An 18,769-nucleotide genomic window follows, 5' to 3' on the forward strand; every position below is an offset into this window, starting at 1 on the left:
CAAAATAAACATCGCTTACAAAAAAAGCGCCAAAAGGCGCTTTTATACTCAGGAATGTTTAATTTTAGTGTTCAAACATCGCTGAGATAGATTCTTCGTTACTAATACGACGAATAGTCTCTGCTAACATGTCAGCAAGCGTAAGTACCTTAATTTTATCAAGGGCTTTAAGCTCGTCAGATAGCGGAATTGAGTCAGTTACAATTACTTCGTCAATCATCGAGTCACGTAAGTTTTCTGCTGCTTTACCTGAAAGAATAGGGTGCGTTGCGTATGCAAATACGCGTTTAGCGCCATGTTCTTTAAGTGCTTCTGCGGCTTTACATAACGTACCACCGGTATCAATCATATCATCTACGATAATACAATCACGACCTTCAACGTCACCAATAATGTGCATTACTTGAGAAACGTTTGCTTGAGGGCGACGTTTATCAATGATTGCTAAATCGGTATCGTTTAGTAGTTTTGCAATTGCACGTGCGCGTACAACACCACCAATATCTGGAGATACAACAACGACGTCTTCAAAGTCGCGTTCTTTCATATCTTCAAGTAATACAGGGCTGCCAAATACGTTGTCTACTGGTACATCAAAGAAGCCTTGGATTTGTTCAGCGTGTAAATCAACCGTAAGAACACGGTCAACACCAACGCTTGATAAGAAATCGGCAACAACTTTAGCGGTAATTGGAACACGAGCAGAACGTACACGACGGTCTTGGCGCGCATAACCAAAATAAGGAATGACGGCAGTAATACGACCTGCAGATGCACGACGTAGAGCATCAACCATAACGATAAGTTCCATTAGGTTATCGTTTGTAGGGGCACAGGTTGATTGCAAGATAAAAACGTCCGAGCCACGAACATTTTCATTTATTTGAACACTGATCTCACCGTCGCTAAAACGGCCAACAACAGCATCGCCTAATTCAATATATAAACGTTTTGCAACTTTTTGAGCTAACTCAGGTGTTGCGTTACCAGCGAAGAGCTTCATGTCAGGCACGGTAGGGTTCCTCAGGCACTGAATATTTGGACTAACGGGCAATGATAAATACCACTGCGAGTTAACTTATGATTACTTGTACGTTACTTCATTGATCGAATATGGCGGTTAACTCCGTATGAGCAGGTGAGACATTTGCGCTTGAAGCCACAAAACCCTGCCAAGTATGGGGGAGATTTTCAAGTACATCTTGTGCTTGAACTTGACTAGCAAATTCGACAAAACAACATGAACCTGTTCCGGTCATCTTCGACGGTGCGTATTTTAGCAACCACTGGAGGGTTTTTTCAACCTCGGGGCAAAGCTTTTTAACTAAAGGCTCACAATCGTTGGTTAAAGTATGGTGTTTCCAATCGCCTATTATTTTTGGTGTGTCGCGTTTTAAATCTGGATGTGTAAATATTTTTGCGGTACTTACATGTTGGTTTGGGTGTACAACGCAGTACCATTTTTGTTCAAGTTTTACCTGGTGTAATTTCTCACCAATACCATGCGCTATGGCGCTTTGCCCTTGTATGAACACCGGAACATCAGCCCCTAATTTAAGTCCTAATTGGGCTAGAATTTCTAAATTTAGTTCTAATTTCCATAATTTATTTAGGGCTAATAAAGTACTTGCGGCGTCGGATGAACCACCTCCAACACCTCCGCCCATCGGTAAGCGTTTAATTAAATTTATTTTTACACCCAAAGAGGTTTTACAGTGTGTTTGTAATAATAAAGCCGCTTTATAGATGAGATTATCATTTAGGGGTATGTCTTTAGTATCACCACCGACAGAAATACCACCGTCTGTTGTTAGCTCAAAATGCAACTCATCACCCAAATTTAAAAAAGTAAATAAGGTTTCTAGTTCATGATAGCCATCTTCTCGGCGAGCATTAATATGTAAAAATAAATTGAGTTTTGCCGGAGCAATAAGTGAAAAAGAGGTTTTGTTATTCATACTTATTTAAACTGCCAATCGTAGAGTTGAATTTTTATTTTTATTTGTTGATGCTTTAACGTCAGTTTAGTTGGTAACCAGTAACCTGCGTTTTGTACGTAAGTGCCGTAATCTATTTGCCATTTCTTGCCTGTATTATCAAACCATAATACTTGCTTTGCGCGGCCTAGTTCATCAACGACTAAACTTTGATCGTCAATGGTGCCCTTAAGCCAGTTATCGGCGTTATCAACAGGGAGTGTAAAACCCGTTAAACGCTTTAAAAGCTCTGCAGCATTAGTATCAAAGTACTCATCGCCGTCAAACTCTAATTCAGCACCATTTGCTGTTTGTTTAAGCGACAAAATACGAGTACCAATAAAAGTAGTCAGTATTAAATTATTGGAATTTGTTGTTTGCTGCCAATTTAAGTTTGCAGATTGACGCTCTTCTGGGCTTATAAACGCGAGTTTACCCTCGACCTGCCAAGTTTTTTGAGCAGCTAAACGTGGCTTCCAATCATCATAAAGTGTTGTTTTTGTATCAATTTGATGGGCACAGCCACCTAATAATAAAAAAAACATGAATAAAATCAAATATTGTCGAATCAAATGTTGTTCCTTACTTTCCATATTCCGCTGATTTTTGGTAAAATTACCGCCTTTGAAGTAGGGCTCAGCAATATTTGGCAAATATGACCATAATAGCACTAGGTATAAATCACAAAACCGCATCCGTAGAATTACGTGAAAAAGTGGCTTTTTCGCCTGAGCAAATTTCAGAGGCGTTGCAACAATTAAGTGGCCATGCCGACTTTAATGAAGCGGTTATTGTGTCTACCTGTAATCGAACCGAGATCTATTGTAGCCTCGCTCAGCAAAATTCCCAAACACTGTTAACTTGGCTTGCCAGTTTCCATGGTTTGGATGAACATGAACTGAGCAGCAATATATACTGCCATGAAGGTAATGACGCCATTAACCACTTAATGCGCGTAGCGTGTGGGTTGGATTCTTTGGTATTAGGCGAGCCGCAAATTTTAGGGCAAATAAAGCAATCGTTTTTTAGTGCTAAAACCCACGATGCAATAGGGGTTACTTTTGATAGGTTGTTTCAAAAAACCTTTTCGGTAGCAAAACAAGTTCGTACTGAAACAAATATAGGCGCAAGTGCCGTGTCGGTTGCATTTGCGGCTGTTAACTTAGCAAAACATATTTATGGCAAGCTTGATCAAACCAATGTGCTATTAATTGGTGCTGGTGAAACCATTGAACTGGTTGCTAAACATTTATATCAAAATGAGCCTAAAAAAATAACGGTAGCTAATAGAACAATTGAACGTGCTCGCAGCCTTGCTGATGAAGTGTCGGCAGATGTTATCGCACTTGCACAGTTACCAGAACGTTTACATGAAGCCGATATAGTCATTAGTTCTACCGCCAGTACTTTACCTATTATTGGTAAAGGGGTGGTTGAGCAAGCGCTTAAGCAGCGCCGTCACAAGCCTATGCTATTTATAGATATTGCGGTTCCGCGCGATATAGAAAGCCAAGTAGGTGAGCTAGATGCTGCCTATTTATATTCCGTTGATGACTTACAAACCATTGTAAGCGAGAATATGGCAGCGCGTGAGCAAGCTGCACAGCAAGCGCAAATAATTATTACTGAACGCACCAAAGAATTTGCAATGTGGATGCGCTCACTCGATTCGGTAGATTTAATCCGCCATTATCGAAATGATGTACAAACAATTAAGTCAGAACTTGTAGAGCGTGCTGTTAGTCAGCTAAATACAGGTAAAGATGCAGAAAAAATTATATTAGAGCTCGCCAATAAATTAACCAATCGCTTAATGCACGCGCCTACCCGTGCAATACAAGACGCAGCGAAAAAAGGTGAAGTGGCGCAGCTAAACCAGTTGAAAAAAATGTTAGGTATTGATCAGGAATAACCGTTAAATGAAAGAGTCTGTTTATAATAAATTAGAAACCTTAGTAGAGCGTTACGAAGAAGTACAAGCGCTACTAAGCGACCCGTCGGTCATTAGTGATCAAAATCGTTTTCGTGGGCTTTCAAAAGAATACTCTGAGCTTGAAGAGATTGTAAAAACGTTTTTAACTTACAAAGAAACGCAAGATGATTTAGCCAGTGCAGAAGAAATGCTTAAAGATTCTGACCCTGAAATGCGTGAAATGGCGCAAGAAGAATATAAAGAAGCTAAAGCACAAATTTTGGTAATTGAAGATCAAATTCAAGTATTAATGTTGCCAAAAGATCCGCGAGATAACAATAACGTGTTTGTTGAAGTACGCGCTGGAACAGGCGGTGATGAAGCGGCTATTTTTGCTGGCGACTTATTCCGTATGTACAGCCGCTATGCAGAAACTAAAAAATGGAAAGTAGAAGTTGTGAGCACCAATGAAGGTGAGCACGGTGGCTACAAAGAAGTTATTGCAAATATTAGTGGCGAAGGCGTTTACGGTCAATTAAAGTTTGAATCAGGTGTACACCGCGTACAACGTGTGCCAGAAACTGAGTCACAAGGGCGAGTTCATACCTCTGCGTGTACTGTTGCGGTAATGGCGGAAGTACCAGAGGCCGAAGCGATACAAATTAATACCGCAGATTTAAAAGTTGATACATTTCGTGCATCAGGGGCAGGTGGTCAGCACGTTAATAAAACAGATTCTGCTATTCGACTTACACATATACCTACCGGTGTTGTGGTTGAGTGTCAGGATCAGCGTTCACAGCATAAAAACCGTGCTAAAGCGATGTCGGTACTTGCAGCACGCTTGCAACAGGCTGAAGATGAAAAACGCCATGCGGCAGAAGCATCTGAACGTCGTGACTTAGTAGGTAGTGGCGATCGTTCTGAACGTATCCGTACTTATAACTACCCACAAGGTCGTATTACCGATCACCGTATTAACTTAACACTTTATCGTTTGAATGAAGTGGTAGCGGGTGATTTAAGCTGCGTTATTGACCCATTAATGCAAGAACATCAAGCTGACTTATTAGCGGCTATGGGCGACGAGTAATCGTGAGCCAAACTCTTGAACAAGCTATCGCTGCAGGCGCTAATTTATTAGCACCTAGCAGCGAAAGTGCTAAATTAGACGCACAAGTTTTACTTCTACATATTCTTCAAAAACCTCACAGTTACCTTTTTACTTGGCCAGAGCATGCGCTTAATGCTGAACAACAACAGCAATTTAATACATTTTGCCAAAGACGTTTAAACGGTGAACCTGTTGCACATATTACGGGGCAACGTGAATTTTGGAGCTTATCGCTTGAAGTTAACGCAACAACTTTAATACCTCGACCAGATACCGAAACGTTAGTAGAACAAGCGCTTGAAGTGGCTGTACCTGCTACAGCTAAAGTGCTTGATTTAGGCACGGGTACTGGTGCAATAGCGCTGGCATTGGGTAGTGAAATGCCTAATTGGCAAATTATTGCAGTAGATAGAGTAAGCGATGCAGTTGCACTGGCTACACGTAACCAGCAGCGATTGGCTATTAATAACGTTCACGTTAAGCAAAGCAACTGGTTTAGCGAGTTACATGGTGAGAAATTCAACCTAATTGTCACTAACCCACCTTATATTGAAAGCAGTGATATACATTTAAATCAGGGCGATGTGCGCTTTGAGCCTTTGTCGGCATTAGTGGCTGATGATTGTGGAATGTCTGATATTAAACAAATAATTACACAATCACGTGACTATTTGTTATCTAGTGGCTATCTTTTAATAGAACACGGTTTTGAGCAAGGTGAAGCTGTTCGTCATTTTTTCAAAAAAATGGCATTTGTGAATATTAAAACAGTGAAAGACTTTGGTGATAATGACCGTGTAACGTTTGCACAGTGGCCCTAAAGAATAATAATTGCCTGCTAGTGCGTTAAATAATGCCATGAAGGAATTTCGACTATGATGGGTGATTTTTTATTTTCAGATGAGCCAGAAGAAGCAATCAATGAGATTGAACTCGGTACCTGGAAAGTATTAATCGTTGATGATGAACCTGAAGTTCATGCTGTTACAAAACTAGCGTTGAGTGATTTTGAGTTTCAAAATAAACGCTTAGAATTTATTAGTGCGTACTCAGGTGCTGAAGCAAAAGAGCTTGTGAAAGAGCATCCAGATGCAGCCATTGTACTACTTGATGTAGTAATGGAGACCGATGATGCCGGTTTGCAAGTTGCTAAGTTTATTCGTGAAGAAGCTAAAAATAATCATATTCGAATTATTTTAAGAACGGGTCAACCTGGTCAAGCACCTGAACGACAAGTAATTATTAATTATGATATTAACGATTACAAATCTAAAACAGAGCTAACGGCTCAAAAGTTATTTACTGTTATTATGTCGAGCCTGCGCTCGTATCGGGATATTATTTCGATTGAGCAGTCACGCGAAGGGCTTGAGAAAATAATTATAGCGTCCCGTGATATTTTTTCAGCGCATTCAATAGAGCACTTTATTGAAGGCGTTATGCAGCAGTTAACTTCTTTACTCGGTATTGCTGATCAAGCTATGTATGCAACTACTTTAGTTGCGCAAAATCCTGAAGCACAAAATAATAAAAAATTAATTGTTTGCTCGGGTACCGGTGACTTTGAAAAAAGTGAAGGTAAAGAGCTCGATGAGGTATTACAAGCTGAACAGTTAAGTGCATGTCATCAGGCGCTTAATGAAAAAAGCATTATTTATAAAGATAACTACTTATTTGCGTATTGTAGCAGTGAGTACAATCATAATTCGATGCTATTTATATCAGGTATTCCAAAGGATTTAACGGATACTCAGCGCCATTTAATTAAGATTTTTTCTCAAAATGTGCAACTTGCGTTTGAAAATGTACAACTTCAGTCTGAAATAGAAGCAACGCAACAAGAGCTTGTTTACAGGTTAAGTGAAGCGGTAGAGCAACGCTCAACAGAAACGGGTAATCATGTTAAGCGTGTAGCACATATTTGTCATATATTGGCACAAGGGTATGGCTTATCTAAGCATGATGCTGATTTAGTAAGGTTGGCGTCGCCTCTTCATGATGTAGGCAAAGTGGGCATTCCTGATGCGGTATTAAATAAACCAGCAAAGTTAGACGCCCAAGAATGGGAAGTGATGAAAACCCATACTGATAAAGGCTATACTATTTTAAAAGACTCGCCGCATGAGATTGTTAGTGCAGGTGCAATTATTGCAAAAGAGCATCATGAAAAATGGGATGGCTCTGGTTACCCACAAGGTTTAAGCGGAAACGCAATTAATGTATTTGGTCGCATAGTTGCACTTGCTGATGTATACGATGCACTTCGCCATAAACGATGCTATAAAGAACCTTGGACACTGCAAAACGTAGTTGATGAAATTAACGCTCAAAAAGGCACACACTTTGAACCAAAATTGGTTGAAGTATTTAACGAGAAGCTTGATGAGTTAGAAGCGGTTCTTAACCGTTTTCCTGATTAAATTTTTATAAAACAGAAGTACAGGGGCATATGGATTATTTAGCAGTAAAGCATTCACACATGGCAATTGCGATGTTGAGTGTGATTTTATTTTATGTTCGCGCATTTTCGCGAATGGGCAGTGGTAAATTAGCAAAAAATAAAGCGGTAATGATTGGTAGTCATAGTATAGATACTTTGTTATTAGTGTCTGCACTTACGCTTATATTTATGGCTAAAATTAACCCGTTTGAACAATATTGGCTATTAGAAAAAATAGTTTTAGTGGTTATATATATTGGTATTGGGGCTAAAAGCGCCAGACAAACTAAAATGACGGCTAAAGTTGCTTACGTTTTAGTTAACACTGCTGTTATTTTAGCGATAGGTTATTTAGCGACGTCTAAATCAGCTTTTTTGCTTTAAAATACCTGACTATTTGAGCTTTATAGTTGTTTTATAAAGCTCAAATACGACTCCCTCTCAGAAAATATTCAAAAACATCTCTATATTGGTATATAGCTTTAAAGTTAGGTAAACTACGCCTTCGTTTTCTAAAATGTTGCAGTATTAATGACTACCCTCGGGTTTGACGAACACGATGAATCTTATCTTGATGATGCTTACGATGAATTTACACCTCCAGCGATTTACCGCTGTATTAAAGCAGAGTCAAAATGGGACCCTCAGATAGATTTAACACCATGTTATGAAACTTTAACTGACTTTGAACAGCAAATTTCAGCGCTGTGTTTAAAAGTGAGTGATGAGCACGATCGCTTCGAAAAATTATTAGATATGTTTTACAGCGATTGGCTATTTAGTGCCTCAGGCTTAAAAGTGCCAGAATACAAATTAAATACATTAAGCTATACGCTTTCTATGCGTAGTGGCTCACCAACAACGCTTGCAATTATACTTTGTCACTTTTTACAACACGCTAACTTTGATGCAAATCTTAGTCTTACGCTGGGTGATGTTGGTGTTCATGTGGCGATAAGTGATGAAGAGGGCTATATAATTGAGCCAAGCAGCGGGCAACAAAGCTGGTATATCATCCCTGAAAACGCAGATGAAGATGATGGGCAAGAACAAGAGCCTTTAGAGTTAATTTTTGATGACGAAGTATATAAGCTATTTTTAGCTCAGCAAAAATGGTCTTTCATTAGCGAAAACAAATTTGGTCATGCTTTGACCTGTGTAGAGATGCTAATGGAGCTAATAGGCGACGACCCGTATGAGAGACGCGACAGAGGTTACTTATTAAATCAGCTCGGTTGCCCTAAAATGGCACGTGATGATTTACAGTTTTTTGTCGATGAGTGTCCGGACGATCCTGCAATAGAGATTATTCAACACCAAATAGAAGAACTAGAAGATAATAATAAAACGCACCATTAAGAATAGGAATAATTATGGTTGAAACTCAAAGCGCATTAATTACAAATGATGCCGTTGTGCTTGGTTTGCTTGCTGTTATTTTGGGGGTTATTTTTAAAACCTCAAACAGTGAGCGTCCAGCTTTAAAACGATTTTATAAATACGTACCTGCTTTACTACTGTGTTACTTTTTACCTTCGTTATTAAATACCTTTGGTATTGTAGATGGTAATAAATCTAATGTTTATTATGTGGCTTCGCGCTACTTACTGCCTGCTTGTTTAATACTACTTACCATTAGTATTGATTTAAAAGCTATTATTAACTTAGGCCCTAAAGCGCTCATTATGTTTTTAGTGGGTACATTGGGCATTGTTATTGGTGGGCCATTAGCTATTTTAGTAGTGAGTGCATTTGATCCAAGTATTGTTGGTGGTCATGGGCCCGATGCAGTATGGCGCGGTATGACAACCGTTGCGGGTAGCTGGATTGGCGGTGGTGCTAACCAGGCATCAATGAAAGAGATGTTTGAAGTTGGTGGTGATATATTTTCTGTAATGATTACAGTAGATGTAATAGTCGCGAATATTTGGATGGCTGTTTTATTGTTAATGGCAGCAAATCATAAAAAAATTGATGCTGCTACGGGTGCTGATACAAGCGCAATTGAAGATTTAAAAAAACGTGTTGAAGCCTATCATGCTGAACACGCGCGTATTCCTACTCTTAACGATTACATGACGCTGCTTGCAATTGCATTTGGTATAACCGGTTTAGCGCATTTTTGTGCTGACTTTTTAGGTCCGTACTTTGGCACTACTTATGAGTGGGCAAAAGAATACAGCTTAAACAGTAAATTCTTTTGGCTAATTGTTATATCAACAACGATTGGCATAGGCTTATCGTTTACTAAAGTTAGACAAATAGAAGCGTTTGGCGCTTCAAAGGTAGCCTCTAGCTTTTTATATATTTTAGTCGCATCAATTGGTTTGCACATGAATGTAACCGCTATTTTTAATAACCCTGGGTTATTTTTAGTTGGCGCAATTTGGATGCTAGTGCATGCAAGCATAATGTTAGTAGTAGCTAAACTAATTAAAGCACCGTTATTTTATATGGCTGTGGGCTCGCAGGCTAATGTGGGCGGTGCAGCGTCTGCACCTGTTGTAGCATCAGCGTTTCATCCGTCATTAGCGCCTGTTGGTGTTCTGTTAGCTGTACTGGGCTATGGTGTGGGTACTTATATGGCTTATATTTGTGGATTAATGATGCAAGCAGTTGCACCGTAAGGAATTTAAATGAAAGACCAAATTATTAAAATCAATGAAATTGAACTAGCAAACAACAAACCGTTTGTATTGTTCGGTGGTATTAACGTATTAGAATCTCGCGATTTAGCTATGCGTGTTGCAGAGCATTACGTAGAAGTTACGACGAAACTCAATATTCCTTATGTATTTAAAGCGTCATTTGATAAGGCTAACCGTTCTTCAATCAATTCGTACCGTGGTCCGGGTATGGAAGAAGGTTTAAAAATATTTGAAGAGATTAAAAAGACTTTCAACATACCGCTTATTACCGATGTACACGAACCGCATCAAGCAGCACCTGTTGCTGAAGTTGTTGATGTAATTCAGTTACCAGCCTTTTTAGCACGTCAAACAGATTTAGTTGTGGCGATGGCTAAAACAGGTGCAATTATTAACGTGAAAAAACCACAGTTTTTAGCGCCGCATGAAATGCGCCATATCATTACTAAATTTAATGAAGCGGGTAATAATAACATCGCACTTTGTGAGCGTGGCTCTAGCTTTGGTTACAACAACCTAGTGGTTGATATGCTGGGTATGGATGACATGAAAGCAATGGCGCCTGTTATTTTTGATGCAACACATGCTCTTCAGCGCCCTGGTGGCCGAGCTGATTCTGCTGATGGTCGTCGTGCACAAGCAGCAGAGCTTGCACGCAGCGGTATGGCGCTAGGTATTGCAGGTTTATTTATTGAGGCGCATCCAAACCCTAACGAAGCTAAATGTGATGGCCCATGTGCGCTAGCGCTTAGTAAGTTAGAAGGATACTTAACGCAAATGAAAGCGGTTGATGATTTAATTAAAAGCTTTGCCCCACTTGATACAAGTGCAAGCGATTTATAATTAAGCATGATGTTTATTAAAAAGCGACTCAGGTCGCTTTTTTTATGCCTTTAATATACACAAACTTATATGATGTATATAATCTCACGCATAAGAAAAACTAATTCTAAGCTTGGTTATTATGTCAAGACGGGTACCTCCATTAAACGCATTAAAAGCCTTTGAAGCGGCTGCGCGTCATTTAAGTTTTACTAAGGCTGCAGAAGAGCTCTATGTAACGCAGGCGGCAGTAAGTCATCAAATAAAAACACTTGAAGAGCATTTAGGTTTAAAGTTGTTTTTACGTAAAAACCGCTCATTATTATTAACTGAAGAAGGCCAAGGCTATTTTTTAGATATAAAAGAGATTTTTACTCAGCTTATTGATGCAACTGAAAAGCTATTAGCCCGTGGTGCTAAGGGCTCATTAACAGTTAGTCTAACACCAAGTTTTGCTATTCAGTGGTTAGTGCCTCGTTTGAGTTTGTTTAATGAGTTACACCCAGAGATAGACGTGCGAATAAAAGCACAAGATCAAGATGAAAACTCACTGACTGATGACGTAGATATTGCTATTTACTATGGAAGAGGTCATTGGAATGGCGTACAAGCGTACAAACTTCATACCGAGTATTTAGTACCACTTTGTAGTCCTATGTTATTAAGCGGATTAAAGCCGCTTGATCAACCTAGTGATTTAGCGCATCACACCTTATTGCATGACACCACACGTAAAAACTGGAAAACGTGGATGAAAACTGCAGGCGTGCGTAACATTCAGGTAAATCAAGGGCCTATATTTAGTCACTCATCAATGGTGTTACAAGCTGCAGTACATGGGCAAGGTGTGGCAATTGGTAATAGTGTATTAGCTAAACCCGACATAGATGCAGGGCGTTTGGTTATTCCGTTTAATCACAGTCTAGAAAGTAAAAATGCATATTACTTAGTGCTTCGCGAATCGCAAACAGAGCTTGGTAAAATAGTTTCGTTTAAAGAGTGGATGCTGAGCTTAGTAGAGCATGAGCAAGAACATGAGTATTAATAATGATTGAATGGTTTAAAAACACCGCACAACCTGCAATTGCACAGTTTATATTTGCGCATGGTGCAGGTGCTGGTAGCGATTCTGACTTTATGCAACATATGGCAAAATTAATAAGCGAGCAAGGTGTTGATGTTGGTTTATTTGATTTTGAATATATGCAAATTGCTAAACAAACTAATAAACGTAGGCCTCCAGAGCGAGCGCCAAAGCTACTTACTCATTATGAGCAAGTGCTTGGGCAGGCGCAGCCAGATTTACCGTTATTTATAGGCGGTAAATCGATGGGCGGACGCATGGCATCAATGCTTGCGTGCAGCACAGAGCAAAGACTTTCGGGTGTTATTGCATTTGGTTATCCATTTCATCCGCCGGGTAAGCCAGAAAAGTTACGCACCGATCATTTTGCTGATATTGTTTGCCCTTTTTTAGTATTACAGGGCGAGCGAGATACATTTGGTACACGTGAAGAACTGCTTACTATGGAAATGCCAAAACAGCCTTTACTCACATGGCTGACTGATGGCGATCATTCATTAAAACCACGTAAAAAAAGTGGCGTAACTGAACTGCAAAATAGAGAAACAGCAGCGTTAAGTGCCGTTGAATTTATTAAGCAACAAGTAGAGATGTGTTAAGACTCGATTAGGGGATTAGATGATTAAATTATTTTTAATGACCGGCAGTATTTTTTGTATGCTCTCGGTTATGTTAGGTGCATTTGCTGCCCATGGTTTAAAAAGCCGTTTATCGGAGTATTCATTAGGGGTTTTTAAAACAGCTGCTGAGTATCAAATGGTGCATGGCCTTGCACTTATTGCGGTGGCTATTTTAATCAAATGGGGCATAAACCTGAGTTGGGCTGGTGGTTTTTTTATAACGGGCACACTACTTTTTAGTGGCAGTTTATATTTACTCGCTCTAACAGATATGAAGTGGCTAGGGCCGATAACACCGCTTGGTGGATTGTGCTTTATTATTGGTTGGATTGTTATTTTAGTGCAAGTCGCACGATTTAAGTTTTAAAGAGTTTAAGGGTTAATATGTCTAGTGTTGTGATTTATTGTCGTAGTGGTTTTGAAAGCGATGCCGCTGCTGAAATAACGTTTCATGCTGCAGAGCAGGGTTTTGCAGGGTATGTAAAAGCAAAGCCAAATACAGGTTATGTTGTTTACGAATGTTTTGAAGCGCATCACAGCGACGAAATAATCAAAAAAGTCGATTTTAAAAATATGGTGTTTGCACGCCAATGGTTTGCCGGTACATTACTTGAAAACATGCCAGTAGAGGACCGTGTAAGTGCAGTAGTTGAAGCTGCTAAAGATTTTACATTGTGCTCAGAACTGCGCGTAGAAACGCCAGATACAAATGAAGGCAAAGAGCTTTTAACGTTCTGTAAAAAAATATCAACGCCGCTTAAAAAAGCCCTCGAAAAACAAAATACAGTACTGCGTGAGCCAAAAGCAAACCGCCCAGTAATGCATGTCATGTTTTTAACAAACAATACGGCTTATGTTGGTTACTCGTATAGCTTTAATAATTCTCCATTTTTCATGGGTATTTTACGCCTTCGTATGCCAAGCGATGCACCGAGTCGTTCAACGTTAAAACTCGACGAAGCGTTTAATGTATTTATTCCTGAGCAACAACGTGAATCACGCGTGGCAGCAGGTATGCGCAGTGTTGATTTAGGTGCATGCCCGGGTGGTTGGACTTATCAGCTTGTACGCCGTGGTATGTTTGTAAGTGCGATTGATAACGGCCCAATGAATGACGATTTAATGCAAACGGGGCAAGTTAAACATTTTAGAGCAGATGGTTTTAAATATCGCCCAGAAAAAAGAAATATTACTTGGTTAGTGTGCGATATGGTGGAAAAACCAACCAAAGTGACTACGCTAATGATTGACTGGGCAGTAAATGCATACGCAAAAGAGTTTATATTTAACTTAAAACTACCTATGAAAAAACGCTTTGATAGTGTTTATGAATGTCTTTCGATGATAAGAAAAGAGCTTGAGAAACATAGCATTAATTACGAGTTACAAGCTAAACATCTCTATCATGATCGTGAGGAAATAACCGTTCATTTAAACGTTACTAAGGTGCCACAAAATTTGTATAGTTAATATGTAGAGGCTAAAAGTGGTAAAAAACAATATTAATAAATGGCTAAGTTTACTTTTTTTATCACTTTTAATCACAGGTTGTGGCGGCGGCGGAGAAGGTAGTGATTCAACTACGCCCTCTGGTAACGCTGCGCCCAGTGTTACGCTCTCTGTTAGTAGTAACTTTATTGTCTCTAACCAATCGTTTACTATTACTGCGCTTGCAAGTGATAGTGACGGGCAAATAGCCAATTATCAATGGCAACAACTTAGTGGTCCTGAATTTACATTTATTGTTAATGGCAATACGCTTACAGCTACTGCACCGAGTGTAACCACTGACACGACCTTTAGTTTTTCAGTTACTGTTACTGATAATTCAGGTGCTACTGCACAACAAGTATTTTCAGGCACTATCACTTCTCAAAATAATGCACCTACAGTTAATATTACAGGCCCAAGTAGTGCACTTGCTAACACACAAGTAAGCTTAGTTGCTAACGCTCAAGATACAGATGGAACCATAAGCACTATTAGTTGGATTCAGTCTGCGGGAGATAATGTTGATTTTAGCCAGTCAGATGGTGTACTTAGTTTTACTGCCCCCAATGTATCTGAAAATACAACGCTAGGCTTTAGCGTAACCGTAACTGACAATGCCGGTAAAAGCGCTCAAGCGAGTAAAACGGTTTTAATTAATCAAGTAAATAGCACGCCAACAGTCATTGTTACAGGCCCAGAAGAAGCTGAAAAAGATGACAGTGTAACCCTAGTTGCAGATGCACAAGACAGCGATGGTAGTATTAATAACATAACCTGGCAGCAAACAAGTGGCCCTGTAGTTGAATTTACCCAAACAGAAACAAGTATTAGCTTTAATGCGCCCACTGTTGCGCAAAATACCAATGTAACGTTTGTAGTAACTGTTACCGATGACGATAACGCTACAAATAGCGCCCAGAAAATAGTTGTAATATTAGCCCCAAATAATCCACCGGCTGCCGATGATGTAAATATAAAAGTGCAATATAACCAAGCCACAGAATTTAGTTTAGTGGTTAGCGACGCTGATAACGATAGCGTACAGATTGACTTTGGTGATGATTTAAATGGTGCGCAAATCAGTGTTATTGACGCTCAAGCCTTACGTTTTAGTTACACACCTCCTGCAAACAGTATCACTCCACAAAGCTATACGTTAACGGCGACTGATACAAAAGACACAACTGAATTTGTACTGAGTGTTACCGTTGTTGATTCAACGCCCGCTACAATTAGTAATGTAACGCCCCAAAATAGTAATGAACCAGTATTTGTAGATAGCCCTGTTAGCATTACATTTTCAGATATTATGCTCGTGAGTACTTTAGCCGTTAACTCTAGTAGTGGTACTTGTACTGGAAGCGTACAAGTGTCAGCAGATAATTTTACTACTTGCTTGGCCTTAACTATTGAAAGTTTGTCGGGTACTACCAGCGACACAAGTACTTATTTTCATACTGTAAATTTAAGCGCAAGCTTTGATGAAGACACTCAATATATTGTTCGTGTTACAGCTGATTTAGCTAATTTTGATAGCACAACTATTTTGGCGCAAACTGCCACCTCATTTACAACTTCTAGCCAAGATATAAAAATAACAGAGCTTTCATCTGTGCAATTTAGTAATGACTTACCTTGGATTGAACTTTATAACGGCACCGGTGCGACAGTAAATTTACAAGACTACTCTCTTAAAGCTCGCAGTATTAATATGTCTGATAGTACGTTGAGTGATGAGCAAATATTTACGTTGCCTAATAAAGAGCTTTTAAATGGCGCCTATATTATTTTACAAAGCCGCTTTGGCGATGATTTTTTAGCAAGTGCGTCATTAAATAACACTAAGCTTGTGCTTGTTGGTGGTGCGAATGATCAAATTAGGCCTTATTGGTACATAAATGGTTTTGCAGAATTACTTAATAGTGCGGGTACACAAACTATCGACTTTGTTAAGTTTGGAAATTCAACCCAAGAGCCTGTAACTGCCTCGCAGTGGCAAGGCGAAAATGCTGCACAAATACTGCCAGAGCAGGGCGCCAGCTTAAAGCGTACGCTCGGCGCAACCGATACTAACCAAAATACAGACTGGAACTACTCAGTATTCAATACTCCGGCAGGGCCTAACGATATATCTTGCTCAATAGATGATGATGAAGACGGTATTCCAGATTGCGCAGAGGTAGAGGGGGCAACATTTGGTGGGCTGCCTTTATATGAATGGGGAGCGCGTACTTCACAAAAAGATATATTTATTGAAATAGATTATATGGATAGTAGTGATGTTGGAATAACGCCTCATCGAACAGCACTTGAAAAAATTGTTAGTGTATTTGCAAGTAAAGGCTATACCGTTCATTTTGATGTAGGTGACTTATTTGATCAAAATAGCGATATTGCGCCGCAAAACTTTGATTTAGGTGGCGGAAATGTTGTCCCTTTTAATAGTTATACTCCGTTTGAGTACGATTTAAGTAGCCCTAATTTGTTTGCTTATAAAATGGAATATACCGATATAACCCGCAGACCCATTTTTCATTACTTATTAATGGCAAGTAGTGGAAATGAAGATGGCAGTATTAGTGGGTCGGGTATTGCTGAGATCAGCGGTAATGATTTAATGGTAACTATGGGCGGCTGGGGCTTAACGCTCGATACGCAAATAGCAACCAATGTAACTTATAATTATCAAGCATCAACTATCTTTCATGAGCTAGGCCATAACTTAGGCTTATACCATGGTGGCGATGAAGAGGTTAACTTTAAGCCTAATCATTTAAGCTCTATGAATTATTTATATCAATTAGCGGGTTTATCAACAATAGGTAATAACGAAGGCGATCGTTATTATGAGCGTTTTTATCCCGGCAATGCTAGCTGCGATATTACACCAAATACTAATAGTCATTTAGGCTCTACAGATGATTTTATTATTGATTATTCAAGTGGTAGTTCAGCAGATTTAAATGAGAGCACAATACTTGAAGCACAGGGGGTAAATCGAAATGGCTCACTACCTGTTGATTTTAACTGTAATGCAATTAACACCGAAAGCTTAACCAGCTTTGATACTAACCAAGATAATACAATATCAATACTTAGTGATGTAGATGAGTGGAGCATGCTTAATTTGCAGTTTTATATGCAAAGTGCAGGTAATCGATTTGGCGTGCCAAATACTAATAATAGTAAGGTGTATAATTTACAAAGCTCACCTACTAATATTGAAACGCTGCCCAGTTATATAAAAGAAGCGCAGCCAAGTAGTGCAATTATTGCTGAGTTAAAAGCAATTAAAGAGCATTAATATGAAACTAGGGTTAAGTATTAAGTTTATTGTTTGTAGTAGTTTTTTAAGCTTACTAATAGCGTGTAGCGATACTAACAATGCACGTGAATGGTTACTAAAAAACGACAATTTATATTACAAAAATACAGCTGTTGACTGGCGAGTTGAATCAGTAAAGGGCTGTAAGACATGCGTTATAAGCCAAGATGTTGTTTATCAGCCTGAAGGCATTAGTAGTTATAATACGTTAATGCAGAGTCAAAATTGGGTGGCGGTACATGAGTTAAGTAAAATCAATGTTATCCGTTTAAAGATGCCAGACCAAACACCTTACTTATTCGTAGAGCGTATAAAAGGGCGAACACTAAAGCTGTTTGATCAGCAGCAAAACTACAGTATAAAAATTGGTGAAGTTACAGCCGTTAATTTTAACAATCAGCGCTTTAGTATTTTGATTAAAAAATTTGAAGAAGTAGATAAACAAGGTGTCGCATTACCAAGGCGTGCATCGATTGAGTTTATTGCTTTAAAAATAGATTAAAAAAGCACCTTAGGTGCTTTTTTAATCTCGGGTACGGGTGACCTTTGAATATTGAAAAGTCAGCTACCTCTTAATTAACTACGGTATTTTGGTCGATAATTATCGACCCACAAACGTGTTGCACCACACACTGCAACGGGCATAACGATTAAGTTTATAAATGGTATAGCCGTTAATAACATAACAGCAAAACCAAACCCGTATGATAAACCTTGCTTAGATTTTAAATCGTCTTTCATCTGTTTAAAGCCAATTTTATGGTTATCGAACGCATAGTCTTCGTATTGTACTGCGTACATCCAACAGGTAAACAAAACCCATAGTATTTGGCCAATGACAGGTAAAACCCAAAGTAGTATGAAAAAACCAATAGCGCGAGGAAGGTAATAGCACAGCTTTGTCCACTCACGGGCAAGCATTCTAGGTACATCTTTAACTAATTCGGAAAAACCATCATCGTTAATTTTTTGACCCGTTAAATAAAGCTCAACTTTTTCGCTTAATAAAGCATTGAATGGGGCTGCAATAAAATTAGTGATTATAGTAAATAGCATACTGTAGCTAAATAATACGACTAATACAGCAATTGGCCACATTAGCCATTCAAGCCAGCTTAACCATTCTGGTAGCATGTTACTGATGTAGCTAAAGCTATCACTTAGCCATCCAAATAAGAAAAACAACGAACTACCAAATAGCAGAACATTAATTAAAAGCGGGATAAGTACAAAGCGCTTTAACCCTTTTTGGCTAATTAATTTAAATCCCGAAAAAAAATATTCCATACCTTGTGTGATCTGCACTGTAACCTCAAAAAATATTTACCATTAGTTAT

General features: G+C 39.1%; 18 protein-coding genes. 14 read left to right on the plus strand and 4 right to left on the minus strand.

All coding sequences use genetic code 11. From position 1 onward, the window contains the following. Window positions 1-64 precede the first annotated feature (64 nt). The 3 genes from CXF76_RS15625 to lolB form a co-directional block, all read right to left on the minus strand. On the minus strand, window positions 65-1,012 hold the full coding sequence (locus tag CXF76_RS15625) for a ribose-phosphate pyrophosphokinase (RefSeq protein WP_007583957.1): 948 nt from the start codon (window positions 1,010-1,012) through the stop codon (window positions 65-67). Window positions 1,013-1,100: 88 nt separating this feature from the next. Further along, a complete protein-coding gene (gene ispE / locus CXF76_RS15630; protein ID WP_101164103.1) occupies window positions 1,101-1,958 on the minus strand; it encodes a 4-(cytidine 5'-diphospho)-2-C-methyl-D-erythritol kinase in 858 nt (285 codons plus the stop codon). A gap of 2 nt (window positions 1,959-1,960) precedes the next feature. Beyond that, complete coding sequence (gene lolB / locus CXF76_RS15635; protein ID WP_101164113.1) at window positions 1,961-2,548, minus strand: lipoprotein insertase outer membrane protein LolB; 588 nt, start codon at window positions 2,546-2,548, stop codon at window positions 1,961-1,963. 83 nt (window positions 2,549-2,631) lie between these two features. Here lolB and hemA point away from each other — a divergent pair, with 83 nt between their 5' ends. The 14 genes from hemA to CXF76_RS15705 all read left to right on the plus strand — a co-directional run bounded on the left by hemA (window position 2,632) and on the right by CXF76_RS15705 (window position 17,934). Further along, on the plus strand, window positions 2,632-3,888 hold the full coding sequence (gene hemA, locus CXF76_RS15640; protein WP_010554718.1) for a glutamyl-tRNA reductase: 1,257 nt from the start codon (window positions 2,632-2,634) through the stop codon (window positions 3,886-3,888). Between the two features lie 7 nt (window positions 3,889-3,895). After that, window positions 3,896-4,981, plus strand: a complete 1,086-nt coding sequence (prfA, locus tag CXF76_RS15645) for a peptide chain release factor 1 (protein WP_007583962.1) — start codon at window positions 3,896-3,898, stop codon at window positions 4,979-4,981. Between the two features lie 2 nt (window positions 4,982-4,983). Continuing rightward, the gene (gene prmC, locus CXF76_RS15650) at window positions 4,984-5,823 is read left to right on the plus strand and encodes a peptide chain release factor N(5)-glutamine methyltransferase (protein ID WP_010554719.1); all 840 of its coding nucleotides are present in this window, start codon (window positions 4,984-4,986) and stop codon (window positions 5,821-5,823) included. A gap of 54 nt (window positions 5,824-5,877) precedes the next feature. Next, complete coding sequence (locus CXF76_RS15655) at window positions 5,878-7,422, plus strand: response regulator (RefSeq protein WP_007583964.1); 1,545 nt, start codon at window positions 5,878-5,880, stop codon at window positions 7,420-7,422. A gap of 29 nt (window positions 7,423-7,451) precedes the next feature. Next, window positions 7,452-7,826: a SirB2 family protein gene (locus CXF76_RS15660; protein ID WP_007583965.1), complete on the plus strand. Its 375-nt coding sequence runs from the start codon at window positions 7,452-7,454 to the stop codon at window positions 7,824-7,826. 147 nt (window positions 7,827-7,973) lie between these two features. After that, window positions 7,974-8,801 (plus strand): tetratricopeptide repeat protein, encoded by an 828-nt coding sequence (locus tag CXF76_RS15665; RefSeq protein WP_024607702.1) that lies wholly within the window; start codon window positions 7,974-7,976, stop codon window positions 8,799-8,801. 14 nt (window positions 8,802-8,815) lie between these two features. Continuing rightward, window positions 8,816-10,069 carry a DUF819 family protein gene (locus tag CXF76_RS15670; RefSeq protein WP_024591612.1) on the plus strand — a complete coding sequence of 418 codons (1,254 nt, stop codon included), beginning with the start codon at window positions 8,816-8,818 and terminating at the stop codon, window positions 10,067-10,069. A 9-nt stretch (window positions 10,070-10,078) separates the two neighbouring features. Further along, entirely contained in the window at window positions 10,079-10,933 is an 855-nt protein-coding gene (gene kdsA, locus CXF76_RS15675) for a 3-deoxy-8-phosphooctulonate synthase (protein WP_007583968.1), read from the plus strand. A gap of 121 nt (window positions 10,934-11,054) precedes the next feature. Next, window positions 11,055-11,957, plus strand: a complete 903-nt coding sequence (locus tag CXF76_RS15680) for a transcriptional regulator GcvA (protein ID WP_002958561.1) — start codon at window positions 11,055-11,057, stop codon at window positions 11,955-11,957. Between the two features lie 2 nt (window positions 11,958-11,959). Continuing rightward, the gene (locus tag CXF76_RS15685; protein WP_024591611.1) at window positions 11,960-12,595 is read left to right on the plus strand and encodes an alpha/beta family hydrolase; all 636 of its coding nucleotides are present in this window, start codon (window positions 11,960-11,962) and stop codon (window positions 12,593-12,595) included. Window positions 12,596-12,614: 19 nt separating this feature from the next. Beyond that, the gene (locus CXF76_RS15690; protein WP_024591610.1) at window positions 12,615-12,983 is read left to right on the plus strand and encodes a DUF423 domain-containing protein; all 369 of its coding nucleotides are present in this window, start codon (window positions 12,615-12,617) and stop codon (window positions 12,981-12,983) included. A gap of 17 nt (window positions 12,984-13,000) precedes the next feature. After that, complete coding sequence (rlmM, locus tag CXF76_RS15695; protein ID WP_007583974.1) at window positions 13,001-14,086, plus strand: 23S rRNA (cytidine(2498)-2'-O)-methyltransferase RlmM; 1,086 nt, start codon at window positions 13,001-13,003, stop codon at window positions 14,084-14,086. A 16-nt stretch (window positions 14,087-14,102) separates the two neighbouring features. Then, window positions 14,103-17,411, plus strand: coding sequence for a PKD domain-containing protein (locus tag CXF76_RS15700; RefSeq protein ID WP_101164104.1), 3,309 nt, complete (start codon window positions 14,103-14,105; stop codon window positions 17,409-17,411). 1 nt (window position 17,412) lies between these two features. Beyond that, window positions 17,413-17,934, plus strand: coding sequence for a hypothetical protein (locus tag CXF76_RS15705; protein ID WP_101164105.1), 522 nt, complete (start codon window positions 17,413-17,415; stop codon window positions 17,932-17,934). Between the two features lie 74 nt (window positions 17,935-18,008). On the opposite strand, the gene cysZ is transcribed toward CXF76_RS15705, so the two are convergent. Continuing rightward, window positions 18,009-18,719, minus strand: a complete 711-nt coding sequence (gene cysZ, locus CXF76_RS15710; protein ID WP_198551861.1) for a sulfate transporter CysZ — start codon at window positions 18,717-18,719, stop codon at window positions 18,009-18,011. Between the last annotated feature and the right edge of the window lie 50 nt (window positions 18,720-18,769).

Origin of the sequence: Pseudoalteromonas sp. 78C3 (assembly GCF_002836695.1) — a bacterium.
Taxonomy (GTDB): Bacteria; Pseudomonadota; Gammaproteobacteria; order Enterobacterales; family Alteromonadaceae; genus Pseudoalteromonas; species Pseudoalteromonas arctica.